The organism is Streptomyces sp. NBC_00670 (assembly GCF_036226765.1).
Classification (GTDB): domain Bacteria; phylum Actinomycetota; class Actinomycetes; order Streptomycetales; family Streptomycetaceae; genus Streptomyces.
This window is the reverse complement of the sequence record NZ_CP109017.1, coordinates 2,271,026-2,288,728: the sequence shown is the minus strand read 5'-3', so window position 1 is coordinate 2,288,728 and position 17,703 is coordinate 2,271,026. Positions and strand designations below refer to the sequence as shown.

General features: G+C 72.8%; 16 protein-coding genes. 5 read left to right on the top strand and 11 right to left on the bottom strand.

Going from position 1 to position 17,703, the window contains the following annotated elements:
• Positions 1 to 88: 88 nt before the first annotated feature.
• The 3 genes from OIE12_RS10210 to OIE12_RS10200 form a co-directional block, all read right to left on the bottom strand.
• Positions 89 to 1,057, bottom strand: a complete 969-nt coding sequence (locus OIE12_RS10210; RefSeq protein ID WP_329133950.1) for a hypothetical protein — start codon at positions 1,055 to 1,057, stop codon at positions 89 to 91.
• Between the two features lie 217 nt (positions 1,058 to 1,274).
• The gene (locus OIE12_RS10205) at positions 1,275 to 2,309 is read right to left on the bottom strand and encodes a zinc-dependent alcohol dehydrogenase (RefSeq protein ID WP_329133948.1); all 1,035 of its coding nucleotides are present in this window, start codon (positions 2,307 to 2,309) and stop codon (positions 1,275 to 1,277) included.
• Positions 2,306 to 3,469, bottom strand: a complete 1,164-nt coding sequence (locus tag OIE12_RS10200) for a mandelate racemase/muconate lactonizing enzyme family protein (RefSeq protein WP_329133947.1) — start codon at positions 3,467 to 3,469, stop codon at positions 2,306 to 2,308. The genes OIE12_RS10205 and OIE12_RS10200 overlap by 4 nt, the downstream gene beginning before the upstream one ends.
• A gap of 214 nt (positions 3,470 to 3,683) precedes the next feature.
• Between OIE12_RS10200 and OIE12_RS33475 the strand changes: the two genes are divergently transcribed.
• Entirely contained in the window at positions 3,684 to 4,907 is a 1,224-nt protein-coding gene (locus OIE12_RS33475; protein ID WP_443053794.1) for an SCO2400 family protein, read from the top strand.
• 254 nt (positions 4,908 to 5,161) lie between these two features.
• On the opposite strand, the gene OIE12_RS10195 is transcribed toward OIE12_RS33475, so the two are convergent.
• A complete protein-coding gene (locus OIE12_RS10195; protein WP_329133945.1) occupies positions 5,162 to 5,608 on the bottom strand; it encodes a MarR family winged helix-turn-helix transcriptional regulator in 447 nt (148 codons plus the stop codon).
• Between the two features lie 118 nt (positions 5,609 to 5,726).
• Between OIE12_RS10195 and OIE12_RS10190 the strand changes: the two genes are divergently transcribed.
• A complete protein-coding gene (locus tag OIE12_RS10190; protein ID WP_329133943.1) occupies positions 5,727 to 6,749 on the top strand; it encodes an NADP-dependent oxidoreductase in 1,023 nt (340 codons plus the stop codon).
• A 58-nt stretch (positions 6,750 to 6,807) separates the two neighbouring features.
• Complete coding sequence (locus OIE12_RS10185; protein WP_329133941.1) at positions 6,808 to 7,632, top strand: EI24 domain-containing protein; 825 nt, start codon at positions 6,808 to 6,810, stop codon at positions 7,630 to 7,632.
• 7 nt (positions 7,633 to 7,639) lie between these two features.
• On the opposite strand, the gene OIE12_RS10180 is transcribed toward OIE12_RS10185, so the two are convergent.
• Positions 7,640 to 8,257 (bottom strand): TetR/AcrR family transcriptional regulator, encoded by a 618-nt coding sequence (locus OIE12_RS10180; RefSeq protein ID WP_329141833.1) that lies wholly within the window; start codon positions 8,255 to 8,257, stop codon positions 7,640 to 7,642.
• 161 nt (positions 8,258 to 8,418) lie between these two features.
• Between OIE12_RS10180 and OIE12_RS10175 the strand changes: the two genes are divergently transcribed.
• Positions 8,419 to 10,863 carry a beta-glucosidase family protein gene (locus OIE12_RS10175; protein WP_329141831.1) on the top strand — a complete coding sequence of 815 codons (2,445 nt, stop codon included), beginning with the start codon at positions 8,419 to 8,421 and terminating at the stop codon, positions 10,861 to 10,863.
• A gap of 214 nt (positions 10,864 to 11,077) precedes the next feature.
• On the opposite strand, the gene OIE12_RS10170 is transcribed toward OIE12_RS10175, so the two are convergent.
• Positions 11,078 to 12,061, bottom strand: a complete 984-nt coding sequence (locus OIE12_RS10170) for an aldose epimerase family protein (protein WP_329133939.1) — start codon at positions 12,059 to 12,061, stop codon at positions 11,078 to 11,080.
• A gap of 9 nt (positions 12,062 to 12,070) precedes the next feature.
• Positions 12,071 to 12,976, bottom strand: coding sequence for an SGNH/GDSL hydrolase family protein (locus OIE12_RS10165; RefSeq protein ID WP_443053793.1), 906 nt, complete (start codon positions 12,974 to 12,976; stop codon positions 12,071 to 12,073).
• A gap of 275 nt (positions 12,977 to 13,251) precedes the next feature.
• Between OIE12_RS10165 and OIE12_RS10160 the strand changes: the two genes are divergently transcribed.
• The gene (locus OIE12_RS10160) at positions 13,252 to 13,746 is read left to right on the top strand and encodes a DUF3145 domain-containing protein (protein ID WP_030382895.1); all 495 of its coding nucleotides are present in this window, start codon (positions 13,252 to 13,254) and stop codon (positions 13,744 to 13,746) included.
• A 190-nt stretch (positions 13,747 to 13,936) separates the two neighbouring features.
• Here the strand turns inward: OIE12_RS10160 and OIE12_RS10155 are convergent, their stop codons facing one another.
• The 4 genes from OIE12_RS10155 to OIE12_RS10140 all read right to left on the bottom strand — a co-directional run bounded on the left by OIE12_RS10155 (position 13,937) and on the right by OIE12_RS10140 (position 17,647).
• Positions 13,937 to 15,208, bottom strand: coding sequence for a beta-ketoacyl-[acyl-carrier-protein] synthase family protein (locus OIE12_RS10155; protein WP_329133935.1), 1,272 nt, complete (start codon positions 15,206 to 15,208; stop codon positions 13,937 to 13,939).
• A gap of 138 nt (positions 15,209 to 15,346) precedes the next feature.
• On the bottom strand, positions 15,347 to 15,592 hold the full coding sequence (locus OIE12_RS10150; protein WP_329133933.1) for an acyl carrier protein: 246 nt from the start codon (positions 15,590 to 15,592) through the stop codon (positions 15,347 to 15,349).
• A 64-nt stretch (positions 15,593 to 15,656) separates the two neighbouring features.
• Positions 15,657 to 16,688 carry a ketoacyl-ACP synthase III gene (locus OIE12_RS10145; protein WP_329133931.1) on the bottom strand — a complete coding sequence of 344 codons (1,032 nt, stop codon included), beginning with the start codon at positions 16,686 to 16,688 and terminating at the stop codon, positions 15,657 to 15,659.
• An 11-nt stretch (positions 16,689 to 16,699) separates the two neighbouring features.
• Complete coding sequence (locus OIE12_RS10140; protein ID WP_329133929.1) at positions 16,700 to 17,647, bottom strand: ACP S-malonyltransferase; 948 nt, start codon at positions 17,645 to 17,647, stop codon at positions 16,700 to 16,702.
• Positions 17,648 to 17,703 lie beyond the last annotated feature (56 nt).

Here is a 17,703-nt window from a genome sequence, read left to right as displayed (position 1 = left end):
TGGAGGGCGGTGCGAGGAAGGATCGAAGGCGAGTGTGTGGGATTCTGCGCGACTGTGTCGTCTTGTGTGAAGAGATTTTTCGGGAACGTTATGCGCCGGTGTCGAACCGTCGCAGCGAACCCGGCATCCGGGACCCCGGCGGGGCCATGTCGGTGTCCGCCCCGTGGCGCGCGAGCAGGTCCAGGGCGAGCCGCCCGCGGCGCACCCGCTCCTTGGCCGTGGCCAGCGTGACCTCCCGCAACTGGTGCCCGTAGGGGTAGATTCCGGGCGCCTTGGACAGCCCGAACTTCAGATAGATCGGGGCGCCCCGGCGGATCAGCTCGGCCACCTCGTACATCCGCACATAACCGCCCAGATCGTCCGGCGCCTCGATGTACATGTCCATCGGGGCGCCCGAGACCCGGCGGATCTCGGTCAGATGGTCCAGGGTCAGATCGCTGGGGACGTTGACCGAGTCCGCGCCGAGCCGCTCGTACACGGCGAACGAGGCCGGGTTGACGGGGCCGATCAGCGCCGAGACCTTCAGCGTCGTGTCGGCCGGGATGATGCCCTGGGTGCGCGCGCGGTGCAGCGTCCACAGCACGCCCTCGTCGGCCACCAGCAGGCACTTCACGCCGAGTTCGGTGGCGCGCACCGCGTCCTCCAGGCAGCCGGCCACCGCGTCGTGGCCCCGGGCGCGCAGCCCGCCGCCGCGGGAGTCGGTGCGCACGGAGCCGCCGATGTCCCAGGTGCCGCGCGGCCCGGTGAACAGGCACAGCTCGATGTCCCGCGCGGCGGTGGCCTCGACCATCTCGGTGATCTCGGCGTCGGTCAGCATCCACACGCCGCTGCCCTGGCTGATCCGGTGGATCGGCACGTCGAGCCGGGAGGCCTCCTTCAGGACCACGGCGAGCGCCTCCGGGCCCTCGCAGGAGGGCACCTCGGTGCGCCAGCGGCCGCCGCCGGGGAAGGCGTGCGGGGAGGCGTCGGCGGGGGAGAGGGCGGGCGCGTCCAGGCCGAGCGCGGCGAGCGCCTGCTCACCGGGTCGACGGGCCGCCGTAGGGGAAGCGTCGGTCACGAGGTGTCCTTCATGTGCGTCATGTGCGTGTGTCTGGAGCCGGAGGGCCGGGGGCCGGCGCTGTTCGGTATGTCGGACGGGGTTCGCGGAGGGCGGTAGGGGTGGGTGGCGGCGGTGGCCGGGGGCCCGGGATGGTGGGTCGTGCGCCGGTACGGGGCCGTCAGGTCGCTCCGTACCGGCGCACGGCTCGGGTCGCGGCCGTCCCCCCGGGGGGGACCTACGGCCGCAACAGCACCTTGCCCACCTTCGGGTCCCCGGACCCCACCAGTTCGATGGCGCGGGCGAATTCGTCGAGCGGCAGCTCGTGCGAGATCAGCGGCAGCGGGTCGAGCAGCCCCGCCCCGAAGACCCGCACCGTGTGCGCCCACGCCTCCGGCGGCGCCCCGAACACGGTGTGCACCTCCAGCTGGCGTACGACGAGATCGGTCGGGTCGAGCCCGTCCGCGCCCGGGGCCGGGATGCCGGTCAGCACCAGCCGCCCGCCGCGCCGCAGCAGGCCGGCGGCGGTGCGCGCGGCGTCGGCGGACCCGGCCGTTTCGACGACCACGTCGAAGTCGTCCGGGAGCGCCTCGTCCTTGGTACGGAAGTCGGTGGCGCCGAACTCCCGGGACAGCGACTCGCGGTCGCGTCGGGTGCCCACCACGAGCAGCTCCCCGGGCGAGCCCGCCCGCAGGAACTGCGCCGCGAACATGCCGAGCGTGCCGGTGCCGACCACCGCGACCCGCTCGCCCGGCCGTGCCTGCGCCTTGAGCGCGGCGGCGGCGACACAGGCGGCGGGTTCGAGCAGCGCGGCGGCCGTCAGCCCGGCGTCGTCCGGCAGGACGTGCAGCAGCCGGGCCGGCAGGGTCAGGGTGGCGGCCATCGCGCCGGGCTGCGTGAACCCGGTCTCCTCGTAGCCGGCGGTGCACAGCGTGGTCTCGCCCGCGTGACAGCGGTCGCAGACCTGGCAGTTGCGGAACCCCTCGCCGACGACCTTGCGGCCCACGAGGGAGGCGGGCACCCCGGCACCGACCCGGGCGACGGTGCCGGACCACTCGTGGCCCGGGGTGAGCGGGTAACGGACGTACCCCTCGGGCCGGTTGCCCTGGTACACCTCGCGGTCGCTGCCGCAGATCCCGACGGCGTGGACGGCGACCAGGGCTTCGCCGGGCCCGGGCTCCCGCGGGGTGTGCGGGACGAGGCGGTGGGCGCCGGGCGCCTCCACGAGGACGGCGGTACGGCCGGTGCCGGCGTCGGGGGCGCCGGTGCTCACTGGGTGGCCTTGGGGGCGCGCTTCTCCCAGCCCTCGGCCCACAGGTCGAACCGGGCCTGCTGCTGCGGGAACTCGGCCGCCGCGTCGACGTCCAGCTCGACGCCGAGCCCGGGCGCGTCGGAGACGTGGAAGCAGCCGTCCTCCGGGTCCACCTGCGGGGCGCCCTTGACCACCTTCTTGATCTCCGCGTCGGCGAAGTCGTTGAAGTGCTCCAGGATCTTGAAGTTCGGGGAGGTGAAGCCGACCTGGAGGGAGGCGGCGGTGAGCACGGAGCCGCCGACGTTGTGCGGGGCGACGAGCATGTAGTGCGTCTCGGCGGTGGCGGCGAGCTTGCGGGTCTCCCAGATGCCGCCGATGTGGCCGACGTCGGGCTGGAGGATGTCGACGGCCTGGCTGTCGAACAGCTCCCGGAACTCGATCCGGTCGTGGATGCGCTCACCGGTGGCGACCGGGATGTCGACCTTGGCGGCGACCTTCTCCAGCGCCTTGAGGTTCTCCGGCGGCACCGGCTCCTCCAGCCAGGCCGGCTTGAACGGGGCCATCTCCTTGGCGAGGCGGACGGCGGTGGCGGGGGAGAACCGCCCGTGCATCTCCAGCATCAGCTCGGCGTCGGGCCCGATGGCGTCGCGCACGGCCTCGATGAGCGAGACGGCGTAGTGCGTCTGCTCCTGGTCGAGCTCGAAGTGCCCGGTGCCGAACGGGTCGATCTTCAGCGCGCGGTAACCGCGCTCCATGACCCCCTGCGCGGCCTTGTGGTACGCCTCCGGCGTGCGCTCGGTGGTGTACCAGCCGTTGGCGTACGCCTTGACCTTGTCGGTCACCTTTCCGCCGAGCAACTGCCAGACGGGGACGCCGAGGGCCTTGCCCTTGATGTCCCAGCACGCCATCTCGACGACCGCGATGCCGGACATCACGATCTCACCCGCGCGGCCGTAGTCGCCGTACTTCATGCGGCGCACGAGATCCTCGACAGCGAACGGGTCGGAACCGAGAATGTGGTTGGCCTCGGCCTCCTTCAGGTAGCCGAGGAGGGCGTCGGTGTGCCCCAGCATCCGGGTCTCGCCGACTCCGGTGATCCCTTCGTCGGTGTGCACCTGGACGTAGGTCAGGTTGCGCCACGGCGTCCCGACCACGTGTGTGCTGATTCCGGTGATGCGCACGGTGTCGCCTCTCGCTCTGGTTGCCGCTGTGTTCTGTTCGATATTTCGTCACTCGTTCGAAATGCTGGCGTGACAGTAAGAGGTGGTGGGAGGAGTGTCAATGGGTCGCGCACGAGGTGGGCGGGCGGAATCTCCTGATAACTGATCGTTCCCCACACAACTTTCACAGCAGTCACTGGGCAACCGGGTCGGGGGAACCTAGTCTTCCGGCGACATGGACTACTGCACCCCCTGCCGACGACACCTCAACGGAGCCCTGGCGTGCCCGGGTTGCGGGACACCGGTGGGGTGGCTGGAGGGGGAAGCGGGGAACGGGGCGGAGCCCCGCCCGACCGTGCCTCCCACCGGCAAAGCCGCCGTCGGGACGGAGCCCCTTGGGGGTCCGCCCCACATGCCTGCCGGCGAAGCCGCCGTCGGGGTGGGGGCTGCTTCTGAGGGCTCGCCCCACACGCCTGCCGGCGAAGCCTCTCTCGGGATGGAGCCCCACCCCGACGGGGGCGGAGGGGCGGAGCCCCATTCCGGCGGGGGCGGAGGGGCGGAGCCCCATTCCGGCGGGGGCGGAGGGGCCGAGCCCCATTCCGGCGGGGGCGAAGCGGTGGAGCCCGTGGCTCGGCGGGGGCGTGGCCGCCGTGCCTCTCGGGGGTCCAGGGGGCAGAGCCCCCTCGGGAGCGGGGGCGAGAGCCCCCTGACCGGCGACGGGGGCGAAGCCCCTCACACGGGGGTGCAGGGGGCGCAGCTCCCGCGGGGGTCCGGGGCGGAGCCCCTTGAAGACTTGCCTCCTGTTGGCGAAGCCTCCCTCGGGGCGGAGCCCCAGCCGGACGGGGTCGAAGGGGCGGAGCCCCGTGAGGATGGGCAGGGCAGGGGCGGCGGGGGCGAGGAAACCCCCGAGGAACCCCCCGGCCGCCGCGACCGCCGCGCCGCCTCCCACCGCCGCCGACGCCGCCGCGTCCTCCTCGTCGGCGCCGGCCTGCTCCTCGCCGCCGGCGGCCTGAGCCTCGCGGAACTCGGCACCGAGTCCCCGGGCTCCGCGCCGGAGACCGCCGCGACGGGTGATCCGGCGAGCGACGACGCCGGCTCCTCGCCCGAGCGGTCCGGCGAGCCCGGAACGTCCGGTTCCGCGGGTCGCGGCGACGGGACGGCGAGCGCGACGCCGGATGCCTCCGCGTCCGCGTCCGCGTCGGCGTCGCGTTCCGCGAAGGATGAGGGGAAGGGCGCGCCGGCGAGCGCGTCCGAGACGTCGGGCGGGGCGGCGCCGGGGACGACGACGGGGCGGGGGGAGACGGCGGGGTCGTCGGAGACGGCGTCGCCGGGAGGCGAAGGCGGAAGCGGGGGCGGGGACGCGGGGAGCCCCTCGTCCGAGGAGCCGGGGTCGACGACGCCGTCGTCGGAGCCGTCGCCGTCGGACACGTGTGACCGTTTCCTGTGGTGGTGCACGTAGGGGTTTTCGCCCCCGCCGCCCCTACCCTTCCCATCCCCTTCAAGGGGCTCCGCCCCTTGTACCCCGGGGGAGGGCGCCCGGGAACTCGGGTGGGTGGGTTCGTCGGCGGGTGCGGGTGCGTCGTGGCTGATCGCGCAGTTCCCCGCGCCCCTGAGGGGCGCGGGGTTGGCGCTCGCGCATCCCGCGGCGGAGCCGCGCAAAAGACACAGCCCCGCGCCCCTTACAGGGCCCCTGCGGGGCCCCTGACGGGGTGGTCAGCTCGCGTCCTCCTCCGGGAGCATCCGGCGCAGTAGGTCCCGTAGGGACACCCGTTCCGCTTCGGTGAGGGCGGCCAGGGGCTCGCGGGCGAAGTGGAGGGAGTCGCGGAGGCCGCGAGCCACCCGGCGGCCCTCCTCCGTCGCCGCCGCCAGCTTCACCCGCCGGTCGTCGGGGTCCGGCCGGCGCTCGACGAGGCCCCGGCTCTCCAGCCGGTCCACGATCCCGGTCACGTTCGACGGCTCGCACTTCAGCTTCCGCGCCAGCCGCCGCATCGGCAACGGCTCCAGCGACAGCAGGCTCAGCAGCCGCGCCTGCGCACCCGTGAGCGCGTGCTCCGCCGCCGCCTCCTCGTACTCCTCGTGGTACCGCGCGACCACCGTGCCGATCAGATCGACGACCTCCAGCGTCAGCGCGTCCACACGGGGGCTCTTGTGTCCAGCCATGCCCCCGAGGGTACCCGGTTACTTGACATCCTGAAATATTCAGCCCCATTGTTGTTTCAGGTGCTGAATTAAATTCAGCCGGCATCGCGCAAGCACACACAGGAGAGGGCGCGCCCCCATGACCGACCACGCATCGCTTCCCGCCACCGGCCGCGAATGGCAGCTGCTCAGCCGCCCCGTCGGCTGGCCGAAGCCCGAGGACTTCGCCTTCGTCGAGGCGGAGGTCGGCCGGCCGGGCGAGGGCCAGGTCCTGGTGCGCAACCGCTACCTCTCCGTGGACCCGTACATGCGCGGCCGCATGAGCGCCGCCAAGTCCTACGTCGCCCCCTTCGAGCTCGGCAAACCGATGCAGGGCGGCGCCGTCGGCGAGGTGCTCGCCTCGAACGCCGAGGGCATCGCCGTCGGCGACCACGTCCTGCACTTCTTCGGCTGGCGCGAGTACGCCGTCGCGGACGCGAAGCACCTCGTCAAGGTCGACCCCGACGCCGCCCCGCTCTCCGCCTACCTCGGCGTGCTCGGCATGACCGGCCTCACCGCCTACGCCGGCCTGCTGCGCACCGCCTCCTTCAAGGCGGGCGACGCCGTCTTCGTCTCCGGCGCGGCCGGCGCCGTCGGCAGCCAGGTGGGCCAGATCGCCAAGCTCAAGGGCGCCTCCCGCGTCATCGGCTCCGCCGGCACCGACGAGAAGGTGCGGCTCCTGCTCGACGAGTACGGCTTCGACGCCGCCTTCAACTACAAGGAGGCCCCGGTCGCCGAACAGCTGCGCGCGGCCGCCCCGGACGGCATCGACGTCTACTTCGACAACGTCGGCGGCGACCACCTGGAGGCCGCCCTCGGCCGCCTCAACCGCGACGGCCGCATCGCGGTCTGCGGCATGATCTCGGTCTACAACAACACCGAGCCCGCCCCCGGCCCGCGCAACCTCTCCCGCCTCATCCAGACCCGCGGCCGCATCGAGGGCTTCCTCGTCGGCGACCACTACGACCTCCAGCCGCAGTTCGTCCAGGAGATCGGCCCCTGGGTCCGCGACGGCCGCCTCAAGTACCGCGAGACGACCGTCGAAGGCATCGAGAACACCCTCGACGCCTTCCTCGGCGTCCTCCAGGGCGCCAACACGGGCAAGATGATCGTCAAGCTCTGACAAGACGGGGACCGCGGCCCCTGAAGGGGCGCGGCCCCCGCCCGCTATCGTGCAGCCCATGCACGATCTGACCGCAGGATTCCGGCACTTGCTGGCCGGCCACCGCTGGGTGGCCCGGCACGGCCGGGCGTACGGCCTCGGCCTGCTGCCCGGCCTGATCACCCTGCTCCTCTACCTGGCCGCGCTCGTCGCTCTCGCCCTGTGGGGCGACGACTTCGTCGCCTGGGCGACGCCCTTCGCGGACGACTGGCCGAGCCCCTGGCTCGGCCTGTTCCGCGGCTTCCTCACCGCCGTGCTGTTCGCGCTCGCGCTGCTGCTCGCGGTCGTCACGTTCACCGCCGTCACGCTCCTGGTCGGCCAGCCCTTCTACGAGAACCTCTCGGAGCGGGTCGACCGTGACGTCTCGCCGGACGGCACCGCCCCCGAGTCCGGGCTCCCGCTCGTCCGGGAGCTGTGGATATCGGCGCGGGACGGGCTGCGCATCGTGGTGCGGGCCGGGGTGTGGGGCGTGCTGCTGTTCGCCTGCGGGTTCCTGCCGTTCGTCGGGCAGACCCTCGTGCCGGTGCTCGGCTTCTTCGTCACCGGGTTCTTCCTCACCGAGGAGCTCACCGCCGTCGCCCTCCAGCGCCGCGGCGTCGAACTGCGCGAACGGCTCGCCCTGCTGCGCTCCCGCAAGATGCTGGTGTGGGGCTTCGGGACCCCGCTGGGCCTGGCGTTCCTGGTGCCGCTCGTCGCGGTGTTCCTGATGCCGGGCGCGGTCGCCGGCGCCACGCTGCTGGCCCGCGAACTCCTCGGCGAGGAGACCCGGGACCCCGACGGCAACCCTGGCGGCGACCCCGACGGGAGCCCCTACGGCGACCCCGAGTTCACCCCGGTCGACTGAGGCGGCCTCAGCCCGCCCCGGTGCCGTCCTCCGCCTCCGGGGCGTCGCCCGGCCCCCCGCCCAGCAGCGCCACGAAGTCCCGGAACGCCACCGGCATGTCCACCGCCTCCGGGTCGAGCAGCCACTGGAACTGCAACCCGTCCATCACCGCCACCAGCAGCGGTGCCACGCGCTCCGGGGGCAGCCCGCCGGGCAGCCGCTCGCCGTACTCCGCGCGCAGGACCGACGCCATGCTCGCGCGGACCTCCTCGTACCGCCCGGTGAAGAAGTCCCGCGCCGGGTGCCCCTCGGTGACGCTCTCGCCGAGCAGCGCGGAGAACGTCTGGACGACCCCGGGCCGCATCGCGTTGTACTCGACCAGCGAGCCGAGCAGATCGAGCCGCCACCGCTGACCGGGCACCGCGTCCCACTGGTCGCGCTCCTTGAGGACGGCCACGAGCAGCGCGTCCTTGGTGGGGAAGTAGTGCAGCACCCCCTGCTGGGTCAGCCCCACCCGCTCCGCCACCGCGGCCATGCTGGCCCCCCGGTAACCGCGCTCGGCGATCACTTCGAGGGCCGCCCGGACGATCTCCGCGCGCCGCTCCTCGGTCCTGGCCCTGCTCGTCATGGCGCCACCGTACGGGATCTCCCTGCCCCACGTATCACGAGAAAATAACGAAAGCTACCGCATTACAGGTTCCGGGTGCAGCATGGGAGCGTCGAAGCGGCTTTCTACGAGTACGAGGAGGTGCGGCCGTGGCCGGTACAACGGACAAGGCGGACGGGGCGGGCAAGGCGACGGAGAGGGTGACGGGCGAAACGGGCGACCAGGCCCGCGAACAGGCCGTAGAGGCCGCCCTCGCCCGCCTGACACTCGACGACAAGGCGCGGCTGCTCGCCGGCCAGGACCGCTGGACGCTCCCCGCGCTGCCAAAGATCGGCCTCGCCTCCCTCGTGATGTCCGACGGCCCGATCGGCGTCCGCGGGGTCCGCTGGACCGCCGACGACCCCTCCGTCGCGCTGCCCTCCCCGACCGCGCTCGCCGCCACCTGGGACCCCGAACTCGCGCACCGCGCGGGCGTGCTGCTCGCCCAGGAGGCCCGTCGCAAGGGCGTCCACGTCCTGCTCGCGCCCACCGTCAATCTGCACCGCTCCCCGCTCGGCGGCCGCCACTTCGAGGCGTACAGCGAGGACCCGTACCTCACCGGCCGCATCGGCACCGGGTACGTCGCCGGGGTGCAGTCCGGCGGCATCGGCACCACCGTCAAGCACTTCGTGGCCAACGACGCCGAGACCGACCGCTTCACCGTCGACAACCTGGTGGACGCACGCGCCCTGCGCGAGCTGTACCTGGCCCCCTTCGAGGCGATCGTCGCCGGCGCCCGCCCGTGGGGGATCATGACCGCCTACAACTCGGTCAACGGCACCACGATGACCGAGCACGCGCCGCTCGTGAACGGCGTCCTGCGCGGCGAGTGGGGCTTCGACGGCATCAACGTCTCCGACTGGAGCGCCGCCCGCGACACCGTCGCCGCCCTCGAGGGCGGCCTCGACATCGCCATGCCCGGCCCCGACACCGTCTACGGCGAGGCCCTCGCCCGGGCCGTACGGGACGGCCGGGTCGAAGAGGCCACGCTCGACGCGGCCGTGCGCAACGTGCTGCGCCTCGCCGCCCGCGTCGGCATCCTCGACGGCGCCGAGCCCGTCGTCGCGGAGCCGCCCGCGCACCTCGACGGCCGGGCGCTCGCCCACGAGATCGCCCGCCGCTCCTTCGTCCTGGTGCGCAACGAGGGCGCGGCGCTCCCGCTGCGCCCCGGCGCCACCGTCGCCCTCATCGGCGCCGCCGCCCGCGATGCCCGCGTCCTCGGCGGCGGCTCCGCCACCGTCTTCCCCGACCGGATCGTCTCCCCGCTCGACGGCCTCACCGCCGCCCTGCCCGAGGGCGCCCTGACGTACGCCCTCGGCGCCGACCCCAACGAGGAACTGTCCCTCGCCGACCGCGGGTTCACCCTGCGCGCCCTCTGCCGCGACGCCGCCGGCACGGTCCTCGGCACCGGTTCCGCGCCGGGTGGCGACATCAAGTGGACGGACGTCGACCTGCCCGAGGGCGTCACCCACGACAACCTGCACTCCGTCGAGCTGGCCGGCACCTTCACCCCGCGCGAGTCCGGCACGCACACGTTCGGCATCAAGGGCCTGGGCGCGTTCACCCTCGCCGTCGCCGGCACGACGTACTTCGACGGCGTCCAGAGCGCCGCCAAGAACGACCCCTTCGCCGCGTTCTTCGGCGCCCCCGAACCGCACGCCCAGGTGGAGCTGACGGCCGACGAGAGCGTCGAGGTCTCCCTGACGCACGTCGTCGTCACCCCCGAGGACACGACCGCCACGTCGATCCTGTTCGCCCTCGCCCACCAGGAGCCGCGGCGCGACCCCGACGAGCTCATCGCCGAGGCCGCGGAGGCGGCGCGCGGGGCCGACACGGCGGTCGTCGTGGTCGCCACCACCGACCGCGTCGAGTCCGAGGGCTTCGACCGCACCGACCTGCGGCTGCCCGGCCGCCAGGACGACCTGGTCCGCGCGGTGGCCGCGGCCAACCCGAACACCGTGGTCGTCGTCAACTCCGGGTCCCCGGTGGAGCTGCCGTGGCGCGAGGAGGTCGCCGCGGTGCTGCTGAGCTGGTTCCCCGGCCAGGAGGGCGGCGCCGCCCTCGCCGACGTGCTCACCGGCGCGGAGGAGCCGGGCGGGCGGCTCCCCACGACGTGGGGCTCGCTGGCCGACGCACCCGTGACGCAGGTGGTGCCGGAGAACGGCCAACTCGCCTACTCCGAAGGCGTCTTCATCGGCTACCGCGCCTGGGAGAAGGCGGGCCGGACGCCCGTGTACGCGTTCGGACACGGGCTCGGGTACACGGACTGGGCGTACGAGTCCGTGGCGGTGGAGGGGGCGACCGTGCGGGTGCGGCTGCGCAACACGGGGGAGCGGGCAGGCCACGAGATCGTCCAGGTCTACCTCGCCCCGGCCGGCCCGGAGGCCGCCGGCGGCCCCGAGCGACCGGCACGCTGGCTCGCCGGGTTCGCGGGGGTTTCGGCCGGTCCGGGGGAGACGGTGGAGGTGGCGGTGACGCTGCCGGCGCGGGCGTTCGAGGTGTGGGACGAGACGTCTGGAGGCTGGGCGCGTGTGAAGGGTTCGTACGAGATTGCCGCCGGGCGGTCGATCGTGGACCGTCGTGTGACGACGGCGATTACCGTCTGACGCAGGGCACGCCCCTCCCCGAACAGCCCCGGCCCGGCGCCTGACACCCGGACCGGGGCTCAGCCTTCCCCTCCGGGGTGCGCGGAGAGCTCGAGCGGTGGGGTTCGTGGGCGGGTGCGGGTGCATCGTGGTTGCTCGCGCAGTTCCCCGCGCCCCTGAAGGGGCGCGGGGAACTGCGCGAGAAGCCCCACCGGCGGTCAGGGAAACCGGTCCCCTACCGCGTAGCGAACCCGTACGCCGTCTCCGACCGGTACGTCTGCCCGGCGCCCAGCCGCACGCTGGGGAACGACGGCCGGTTCGGGGAGTCGGGGTAGTGCTGGGTCTCCAGCGCGACCCCGTCACCGGCCACGAACGGCGCCGGCAGATGGTCGCCGGTGTACACCTGCACCCCCGGCTCCGTCGTCGCCACCGTCAGCACCCGCCCCGAGGACGGGTCGTACAGCTCGGCCACCGGCTCCGCCACCCCCGTCACGCCCTTGTCGAGCACGAGATTGTGGTCGTACCCGGTCCCCACCTTCCGCGCCGCCCGGAAGTCGAACCGCGTCCCGTCCACCGCCGCCTCCTCCCCCGTGGGAATGAGGTCGGCGTCCACCGGCGTGTACCGCCCCGCGGCGAGCGACAGTTCGTGCCCCGCCGCGCCACCCGTACCGGCCGCGGCACCCGCCAGGTTCCAGTAACTGTGATTCGTCAGGTTCACCACGGTCGCCGCGTCCGTCACCGCCTCGTACGCGATCCGCAGCGTCCCGTCCGCGTCCAGCGTGTACGCCGCGGACACCTCCAGACGCCCCGGGAACCCCTCCTCGCCGTCCGGCGACACGCGGGACAGCCGTACGCCGTGTTCGATCTCCTCGACGGCCCACACGCGCTTGTCGAAGCCGTGCTCGCCGCCGTGCAGGGAGTTGGGCGGGTTGTTGGCGGCGAGCACGTACGTCCGGCCGTCGAGCGTGAAGCGGGCGCCCCCGATCCGGTTGGCGTACCGCCCGACCAGGGCCCCGAAGTACGGCGCGGGGCAGTCGAGGTAACCGTCGAGGGAGTCGAAGCCCAGCACCACGCCCGCGGTGCGCCCCTCGCGGTCCGGGACCTCGACGGACTGCACGATCCCGCCGTACGACAGCACCCGCACCCGTACCCCGGCCCGTTCGAGTGTGCAGCGGTGCACCTCGGTGCCGTCCGGAAGCGTGCCGAAAAGTTGATTCATGGGGAAAGGCTAGGTCACGGGGTCCTTCGCGGTGATGGTGCGGTAGGCGATCTGGGCGAGTCGGGCCTGACCGTCACGGCTGGGGTGGAACCAGTCCCAGTGGCTCAACTGGGCGGGGCCGAAGCGGTAGTCGTGCACCGCGTTGCCGTCGAACCGGCAGCGGGTGTCCGTGGCGCACACCTCCTGAAGCACCTTGTTGTACGCCTCCACCCGCTTCTGCACGGTGTTCCGGCGGGTCTTCGCCGCCGCGTCCAGCGCGTCGGCGTCGCCGAGCATGGAGGGGCAGATCCCCAGCTTCCAGATCTGTTTGCCGAGCGCGCTGGTGCGGCCCTGCGCCCACAGCCGCTTGAGGTTGGGCACGCTCGCCACGTACACCTGACTCTTCGGCAGCTTCGTGCGCAGGGTGGCGAGCGCGTCCTTGAACTCGGCGCGGAAGTCGGCGACCGGGGTCATCCGCTTCGTACTGTCCCGGCAGGCGTCGTTGGCGCCGGCCATCACCGTGACGAGCTCGGGCTTGCGGCGTACGGCCTTGGCCATCTGGGCGGGCACGTCGGCCATCCGGGCACCGGTCACCGCGTAGTTCCAGCTGTGCGCGGCGGCGTCGGCCTTGCCCAGGAGCCGTACCGCGAGACTGTCGACGGAGGCGTCGCTGCCGGTCGCCCAGGAGACGGTGGGGCAGTCGGAGAGCACGTTGCAGGCGTCGAAGCCGCGGGTGATGGAGTCGCCGACGGCCGCGATCGAGTCGGGGCTCGTGTCCCAGACGGGGGCGGAACGGGTGGTGGCGGCGGAGTGCGGGGCGGTGCCGCCGCCGGAGTCGCAGCCGGCCGCGCCCAGGACGACGGCGGCGGTCACGGCGGCCACCGCGGCCGTGGTCCGCATCCGGCGACTTCGGTCGCGCGGCGCCTGGTTCCCCATCCCCTGGTTCCCCTCCTGATCGGAAACTGATCGCGAATGTGTGCCCTCTGTGGTGAACGTGACCGTCCGGTGATTCGTATGCAGAAGACGGGCGTGTCGGCGTGCACGGTCGGTCAGTGCCGCGTCCCGATGGGTGAAACCTCGGGGTTCACGGGCACTGGGACCGACGGTACGTCACACTCCCGGCACCGTCGCACGGTAGCCTCGCCACGTGGCTGCCCCCGCCACCGCCGTTCGTAAAGTTACACAATGCGCCGCTCTGCCCGGAGGTTCAGGTGACGACACGTGGAGTCCTGTACGTGCACTCCGCGCCCCGCGCACTGTGCCCGCACGTCGAGTGGGCGATCGCCGGCGTGCTCGGGACCCGGGTGAGTCTGGACTGGATCCGCCAGCCGGCCTCGCCGGGGACGTGGCGGTCGGAGTTCTCCTGGCGCGGTGAGGCGGGGATCGCCTCCAAGCTCGCGTCGGCGCTGCGGGGGTGGCAGTTGCTGCGGTTCGAGGTGACGGCCGAGCCGTGTGCCGCCGCGGAGGGGGAGCGGTACAGCTGTACGCCGGAGCTCGGGATCTTCCATGCGGTCACCGGGATGCACGGGGACATCCTGATTCCGGAGGACCGGTTGCGGGCCGCGTTGGTGCGGGCGCAGCGGGGGGAGACGGAGCTGGAGGGGGAGCTGGCGAAGCTTCTCGGCAAGCCGTGGGACGACGAGCTGGAACCGTTCCGCTACGCGGGCGAGGGTGCGCCGGTGCGGTGGCTCCACCAGGTCGTCTGACCTGCGGTCCGTTTGCGTACCGAGGGTGCGCCCGGGCTTTTCAGGGGCGCGGGGAACTGCGCGAGCAACCACGAACCGCCCGCGGTCGCCGGACAACAAGCACCCCCGAATCCTCACGCGCCCCCGCCCACGGCAAAGGCCCCCACCCCCCCTCGGGGGTGAGAGCCCTGAACCGGCGGCAGTCGGACCGTCAGACCGACCTGAACGCCAGTACCACGTTGTGGCCGCCGAAGCCGAAGGAGTCGTTGAGGGCGGCGATGCGGCCCTCGACGGGGAGCTTGCGGGCCTCGCCGCGGACCACGTCCGCGTTGGCCTCCGCCTCGGGGTCCAGGTTCTCGACGTTGATCGTCGGCGGCGCCACCCGGTGGTACAGGGCGAGCACCGTCGCGACCGACTCCACGCCGCCCGCGCCGCCGAGCAGATGCCCGGTCATCGACTTCGTACCGGAGACCGCGATGTGGTCGGCGTCGTCGCCGAACACCTTCCGCAGCGCCTTCAGCTCCGCGATGTCACCGGCCGGCGTCGACGTCGCGTGCGCGTTGACGTGCACGATCTCCGCCGGGTCCAGGTCCGTGCGGTCCAGCAGGTTCTGCAGGGCGTGCGAGATGCCCCGCCCCTCCGGCTCCGGCTGCACGATGTCGTGGCTGTCGGCGGAGATGCCCTGGCCGACCGCCTCCGCGTAGACGCGGGCGCCGCGCGCGGCGGCGTGCTCGGCGGACTCCAGGACGATCACGCCCGCACCCTCGCCGAGGACGAAGCCGTCCCGGCCGGTGTCGAAGGGACGCGAGGCGCCCTGCGGGTCGTCGTTGTTCTTGGACATCGCCATCATGTTGCCGAACGCGGCGATCGGCAGCGGGTGGACGGCCGCCTCCGTACCCCCGGCGACGACCACGTCGGCCCGCCCGGTACGGATCATCTCGATGCCGTAGCCGATGGCCTCCGCGCCCGAGGCGCAGGCCGAGACGGGGGTGTGCACGCCCGCGCGGGCGCCCACGGCGAGCCCCACGTTGGCCGAAGGACCGTTCGGCATCAGCATCGGCACGGTGTGCGGGGAGACCCGGCGTACGCCCTTCTCCTTCAGCACGTCGTACTGGTCGAGCAGGGTGGTCACGCCGCCGATGCCGGAGGCGATGACCGTGCCCAGACGGTCGGGGTCGACGGCGGGGTCCTCGCCGGCCTTGCCGGTGAACCCGGCGTCCGCCCACGCCTCCTTGGCCGCGATCAGCGCGAACTGCGCCGAGCGGTCCAGCCGGCGGGCCTGCGGCCTCGGGATCGACTCGGAGGGCTCCACGGCGATCTGCGCGGCGATGCGGACCGCCTGGTCGGCGGCCCAGTCCTGCTCCAGGGGACCCACGCCGGAGCGTCCGGCGACCAGGCCCTCCCAGGTGGAAGTCGCGTCGCCACCCAGCGGTGTGGTTGCGCCGATACCGGTGACGACCACAGTGCGATTGGTCGAGCTCACGGGGATTCTTTCTCCAACGTTACGAGGATGAAGCGGCGCCACCGCCGGGTGGCGGGGCATTTGGGGCCGTGTGCGGCGGTCGCCGCCGGTGGTGCCGGCGGGGTCCGCCGGACGGCCCCGGCCCAGGTGATCGGCGGATCAGGCCTGGTGCTTGAGGATGTACTCGGTGGCGTCACCGACCGTCTTGAGGTTCTTGACGTCGTCGTCGGGGATCTTGACGTCGAAGCGCTCCTCGGCGGCGACGACGACCTCGACCATGGAGAGCGAGTCGACGTCCAGGTCGTCGGTGAAGGACTTCTCCAGCTTCACGTCCTCGACCGGGATGCCGGCGATCTCGTTCACGATCTCCGCGAGACCCGCGACGATCTCTTCCTGCGTGGCCATGTTGGCGCTCCTTCGGTGTGTATCCAGAGGGTGTGGCGTGGGCCGGAAGATCCCGGCCGGTGCACTAGGGGAGGGTAACGACCGTGGCGGCGTAGACCAGACCCGCCCCGAATCCGATGACGAGCGCGGTGTCGCCGCTCTTCGCCTCGCCGGTCGCCAGGAGCCGCTCCATCGCGAGCGGGATCGAGGCGGCCGAGGTGTTGCCGGTGGTGCGGATGTCCCGGGCGACCGTGACGTGCTCCGGCAGTTTGAGGGTCTTCACCATCGAGTCGATGATCCGCACATTGGCCTGGTGCGGGATGAAGACGTCCAGTTCGTCCGGGCTGATCCCGGCCGCGTCCAGCGCCTGCTGAGCGACCTTCGCCATCTCGAACACGGCCCAGCGGAACACCGCCTGGCCCTCCTGGGTGATCGCCGGGAACTTGACGTTCCCCGCGCTGTCCAGCGGAAGCCGGGAGACGTCGCCGATGTGGAACTCGTTCCACGGCACCGTCTGCTTGATCGTCTCGGCCTTGTCGCCCTCCGAACCCCACACGGTCGGGCCGATGCCCGGCTCCTGCGCGGGGCCGACGACGACCGCGCCGGCGCCGTCACCGAAGAGGAAGGCCGTCGAGCGGTCCTCCAGGTCGGTCAGGTCGCTCAGCCGCTCCACGCCGATGACCAGCGCGTACTCCGCGGAACCGTCGACGATCATGCCCTTGGCCAGGGTGAGCCCGTAGCCGAAGCCCGCGCAGCCCGCCGAGATGTCGAACGCGGCGGCCTTGTTCGTGCCCAGCTTGTCCGCGATCTCGGTGGCGATCGCCGGGGTCTGGCTGAAGTGCGAGACGGTGGAGACGACGACGGCGCCGATCTGCTCCGCCGCGATCCCCGCGTCCGCGATCGCCTTGCCGGCCGCCTCGATCGACATGGCGGCGACGGTCTCCTCGTCGTTCGCCCAGTGCCGGGTCTCGATGCCGGAGCGGGAGCGGATCCACTCGTCGGAGGAGTCGATCTTCTCCAGGATCACCTCGTTGGGCACCACGCGTACGGGGCGGTAGCCGCCGACGCCGAGAATGCGGGCGTGCGGGGCGCCCTTGGCGGGCTTGATCTTCGACATGGGGCTCCTTGTCAGGCGCCCGCCGCGTCGGCGGCAGGGGTCGCCGCCTCGGCGACGAGCTCACGGGCGGCGGCGAGGTCGTCGGGGGTCTTCAGCGCCAGCGTCTTGACGCCGGGCAGCGCGCGCTTGGCCAGACCGGTCAGGGTGCCGCCGGGACACACCTCGAGCAGCGCGGTCGCGCCCAGCGCCTGGAACGTCTCCATGCACAGGTCCCAGCGCACCGGGTTGGCCACCTGGCCGACCAGCCGCTGAAGCACCTCGGCGCCGGACGTGACGGTACGGCCGTCCTTGTTGGACACGTACGGAACGGCCGGGTCCGCGGGGGTCAGCTCGCCCGCGGCCTTCGCCAGCGCCTCGACCGCGGGGGCCATGTGGTGCGTGTGGAAGGCGCCCGCGACCTTCAGCGGGACCACCCGGCGCACACCCTCCGGCTTGTCCCCGGCCAGCGCCTCCAACTGCTCCAGCGTGCCGGCGGCGACGATCTGGCCCGCGCCGTTGACGTTGGCCGGGGTCAGCCCCAGCTTCTCCAGATGCGGGATGGTCGTCTCCGGCTCGCCGCCGAGCAGCGCCGACATCCCGGTCGGGGTGACGGCCGCGGCCTCGGCCATGGCCAGGCCACGGGTGCGGACGAGCTTGAGGGCGGCGGTTTCGTCGAGGACGCCGGCGAGCACGGCGGCCGTGATCTCGCCGACGCTGTGGCCCGCCACCGCGCCGGGCGCGAGGACGGTGACGTCGCCGAGCGCGGACGCCGACAGCAGGCCCGCGGCCACCAGCAGCGGCTGCGCCACCGCGGTGTCGCGGATCGCGTCCGCGTCGGCCTCGGTGCCGTAGCGGACGAGGTCGAGCCCGATGGCGTCCGACCACGCGGCAACACGGTCGGCGGCACCGGGGAGTTCGAGCCAGGGGGTCAGGAAGCCGGGCGTCTGGGCGCCCTGGCCGGGAGCGACGAGTACGAGCACTCTCACACTCTCTCTTGTGGACGGCCACGGCCGCCCGTGGGGACAAGGACGAAGAA